Source organism: Alteromonas infernus, from assembly GCF_902705815.1.
Map to the genome: position 1 here is coordinate 1 of NZ_CACSIG010000067.1, position 3,866 is coordinate 3,866.

The following is a 3,866-nucleotide window of genomic DNA, read 5'->3' on the forward strand; positions in this document are numbered from 1 at the left end:
CTGCCACCACTAGCCAAANAGACCGCGTGTTTAAATTATTGAATTTAAGATAAAACAACCCTGTGCGAAATGCCAGATGTTAACGACTATGTGGGATAAATGAGCGAGTTTAGAAAGCTGATGATGTTAAATGTTGGTGTTGTGCTGCTGCTGAAAAGCACGTTGCTAAAGCCGTTAAAACAACCGAGAAAGCTTGCCGCGAATACTACCTAGCGAAACAGCCTTGATGCTGTAATGTCACGTCCGAACGAACTTTTTAATGCTGTAAGTAAATGACGCCTAACTTCCAAATATGGGGCGCAAACACGTGTGCAATAATGGCGAAGCCGCGCACGTGTTTGCGTCCCAGCGAGCGTTAGCGAGTGCCATAATTTGTTTGTTAGGTTTCATCTCCGCCTTTTAGATTTATATGGAACTTACCTTTAAAAAGATAATAAATTGAAGGCAAGCCAAAAAACACAAAGAAACCAATTGGACCCGACAACGATTCTGAAGCTGAATAGCTTTGATACAAGTATATTGCAGAAAGTACTAGCAACATTGTTGCAATTGCATAATTGAGTATCCTAACTAGTCTTCCGCGCCATTCAGTTTCCCAAATTTTTAACATAATGATTGGGAATACTATCCAAACCAAAACACCAGCAATCCAAGCTGTCCACTCTTGGCCTGTGATGAAATAAAACAGCCAATACAACGGGAAAAACAAAACAACAGCTAAAATTGCGATTACAAGTAATCTCACAATGAAACCTAACTTTTAAATAAGGGGCGCAGGCATGTGGGGCACAATGGCGAAGCCGCCCCGCATGTATGCGTCCCAGCGAACGCAGTGAGTGACTTGATTTTTTTGTTAACGCCAAGTCAGAACAACCTTTCATAGCTCTTTTGTACCAATAACATTTGGGTATGGTGTAAAACCCCAGCGCAAATAACCACATAGAAGATAGGAAAGAATAACACCAAGAGTAACTAAAAAAGTTATCCAAGAGCCTTCGGAAATAACAAACATTGTTATAAAAGTGACTATGCCAACTAAACCTGAGAATGACACCCATTTTTCATGGGCTTTACTATCAAATTTCAATCTTTTCTTGCCACCACTAAAAAACAATTCCGTTAAGTTCGCTTTGCAGAAGGGGCACAAAAATCCTTTTTTAGAGCCCAACTTGTAGCCATCTACAGCCTCCTTGCAAGGAAACTTACTATGGCAGTTGCAGCAACAATATTTCATCATGGCGTATAACACCCAAATAAGGGGCGCAAACGTGGCGGCTATAATTGGCACGAAGTGACACAGCCGCCATGTTTGTGTCCCAGCGAGCCCGCGAGCGACTTAATTTGATTGTTATGTTCACTCTTTCTCGTAGTAGTCGAACTGAATATCACTGACACTTTTGTCACTAGCTTTCTTTTCAATTTCTTTGAGACTTACTTTCAACTTTGATGATATTTCTTTAGCAGCGCCAGAAAGCTTGTTCAAATCACCATCTTTGTTCTCTAAGAGGAAGTCGACCTTCCATTTTGTTTCGAATGCGCTGCAGAACATTGATGTATACCTATTGATCAGTTCTTGGTTTTTTATTTCAGATGGTTTTTCCAACAAAGCTGCAATTTGATTCGAAATATCGTTAAGATTCTCAATTTGGCTAATACATTCTGTAATACCTAATCTCGCGCCACGAGGCAAGTGAGCGCAAATTACTGGAAAATATTCATTGATTATGAATGGGTGTAACTTAGTTGGAAGGTTAGTTGCTATTTTGCCCTTCATGGTCAAGAGAATATTATATTCAGATGTTTTTATGTACCTATCCAGCCAAGCTGATAAATCACTCAATTCAGTGTATATAGCATCCTTTTTTTGTTTTCTTAGGAAGAAATGTTTTGTAAGTGTCGTTAGCTGACTTAGAAACCAACCTAAACAAACACCTATCAAAACAGAAGCAATTTTAACATCCATTCAGAACTTTCCAGTGAATATAACTTTTCAATAACGGGCGCAGGCACGTGGGGCATAATGGCGAAGCCGCCCTGCGTGTATGCGTCCCAGCGAACGAAGTGAGTGTGTTGATTGAGTTGTTATATGCGTACAATTTAAACCCTTTTACACATCCACTCTAATAAAAACAAACCCCAGCTACATAGAGGATGATATTTGTTTTAGGCAATTATTTGTTTGCCCATCGGTAACAATAGAACCACCCAACAGGCGGAATCAAGAAGTTGAGCAAGAAGGCATAAATGGCAACCAATCCGATATTGTCAGCCTTTCCTTTAGCAAATTTGATAGTAAGAAAAATTACAACTAAAGCGAGGATGAAGAGTGCTTGCCCCCAAAATGTAGCGTTGAGATTCATAAAATTCCTTATTGATGAGCTTCCTGAAAAGCATATAACGCTAAGCTTTGGGGCGCTAGCACGTGGGCTAAAATCCGAGCGAAGCGAGCCAGCCCACGTGTTAGCGTCCCAGCGACCGAAGGGAGTGCCAACAGCGTTTTGTTAGGCGTACAAAGGAAAGTACGCAGCTTCGCTGCCACCACTAGCCGATAAGGCCACTTATTTAAATTGTTGAAATTAAGATAAAACAACCCTGTGCGAAATGCCAGATGTTAACGACATTGCTGGATAAAAGAGCGAGTTTAGAAAGCTGGTGATGTTGAATGTTGGCGTTGAGGTGTTTAAGAAAAGCACGTTGCTAAAGCGGTTAAAACAACCGAGAAAGCTAGCCACAAAGACGACCTAGCGAAACAGCCTCGAAGTCGGAATGTCACGCTTAAACCCACTTTTTTATGCTGTAAGTAAATGACGCCTAACGCTAAGCTTTGGGGCGCTAGCACGTGGGCTAAAATCCGAACGAAGTGAGTCAGCCCACGTGTTAGCGTCCCAGCGACCGAAGGGAGTGCCAACAGCGTTTTGTTAGGCGTACAAAGGAACGTACGCAGCTTTGCTGCCACCACTAGCCAAATAGACCGCGTGTTTAAATTATTGAATTTAAGATAAAACAACCCTGTGCGAAAAGCTAGATGTTAACGACAATGCTGGATAAAAGAGCGAGTTTAGAAAATTGGTGATGTTGAATGTTGGCGTTGCGGTGTTTAAGAAAAGCGCGTTGCTAAAGCAACTGAAACTACCTAATAGGCAAGCCGGTAAGACAGCCTAGCGAAACAGCCTTGAAGTCGGAATGTCACGGTTAAACCCACTTTTTTTATGCTGTAAGTAAATGACGCCTAACTTTTCAATAACGGGCGCAGGCACGTAGGGCATAATGGCGAAGCCGCCCTGCGTGTATGCGTCCCAGCGAACGCAGTGAGTGAGTTTATTGAGTTGTTAGGTGTCAGTGCCAAAACTTCCACCAACTTTTGATAGAGGTGTTGATTACTTTCGCTTGGTCGTAGCAACAGCCGCAAAGTAACTTGATATTCGCGAATGCTTCAGACTCTTCATTCCAGTCACCACCACATTCTAACCTTTTAACTTCACATTGATTGCACCAAGCATCTGGTCTTTTGTTGTCGTCTGATTCTGGTGCTGAGTTATAACCTACTTTGTTTTTAGTTGTCAGACTGTCCATGAGATGCTGGCACACAAAAGTAGCTTGTTGTTCACCGTGCTTGCAACAACTTACTGTATTATCAGTTTCCATCCTGACTCCTAACACCCGCATAACGGGCAAAAATACGTAGGCTATAATACCGAGCGAAGCGAAGGGTGCCTACGTGTTTTTGTCCCCAGCGAGCGCAGCGAGTGTTAATGCGTTTGTTATGTGCGCATTCAGGCAATTAAAGTAACTATATTTTTGCCTTCTACAACCGTATAACTAACGCGGACAGAAGCCCCAACATCAAGACTGTCTAAATGCTTTTT

Annotated in this window: 4 protein-coding genes; all 4 read right to left on the bottom strand. The window is 42.1% G+C overall.

Annotation, left to right across the window (positions count from 1 at the left end; all coding sequences use genetic code 11):
- Window positions 1-379 precede the first annotated feature (379 nt).
- Entirely contained in the window at window positions 380-745 is a 366-nt protein-coding gene (locus ACX5J7_RS16420; RefSeq protein ID WP_498707554.1) for a hypothetical protein, read from the bottom strand.
- 132 nt (window positions 746-877) lie between these two features.
- Window positions 878-1,288, bottom strand: a complete 411-nt coding sequence (locus tag ACX5J7_RS16425) for a hypothetical protein (protein WP_498707555.1) — start codon at window positions 1,286-1,288, stop codon at window positions 878-880.
- Window positions 1,289-1,354: 66 nt separating this feature from the next.
- A complete protein-coding gene (locus ACX5J7_RS16430; protein WP_150140892.1) occupies window positions 1,355-1,963 on the bottom strand; it encodes a hypothetical protein in 609 nt (202 codons plus the stop codon).
- A gap of 1,373 nt (window positions 1,964-3,336) precedes the next feature.
- A complete protein-coding gene (locus ACX5J7_RS16435; protein WP_498707557.1) occupies window positions 3,337-3,645 on the bottom strand; it encodes a hypothetical protein in 309 nt (102 codons plus the stop codon).
- Window positions 3,646-3,866 lie beyond the last annotated feature (221 nt).

Bases quoted from the DNA above. Each gene is read 5' to 3' on its own strand.
- ACX5J7_RS16430 (WP_150140892.1), bottom strand. From the start codon at position 1,963: ATGGATGTTAAAATTGCTTCTGTTTTGATAGGTGTTTGTTTAGGTTGG.
- ACX5J7_RS16435 (WP_498707557.1), bottom strand. From the start codon at position 3,645: ATGGAAACTGATAATACAGTAAGTTGTTGCAAGCACGGTGAACAACAA.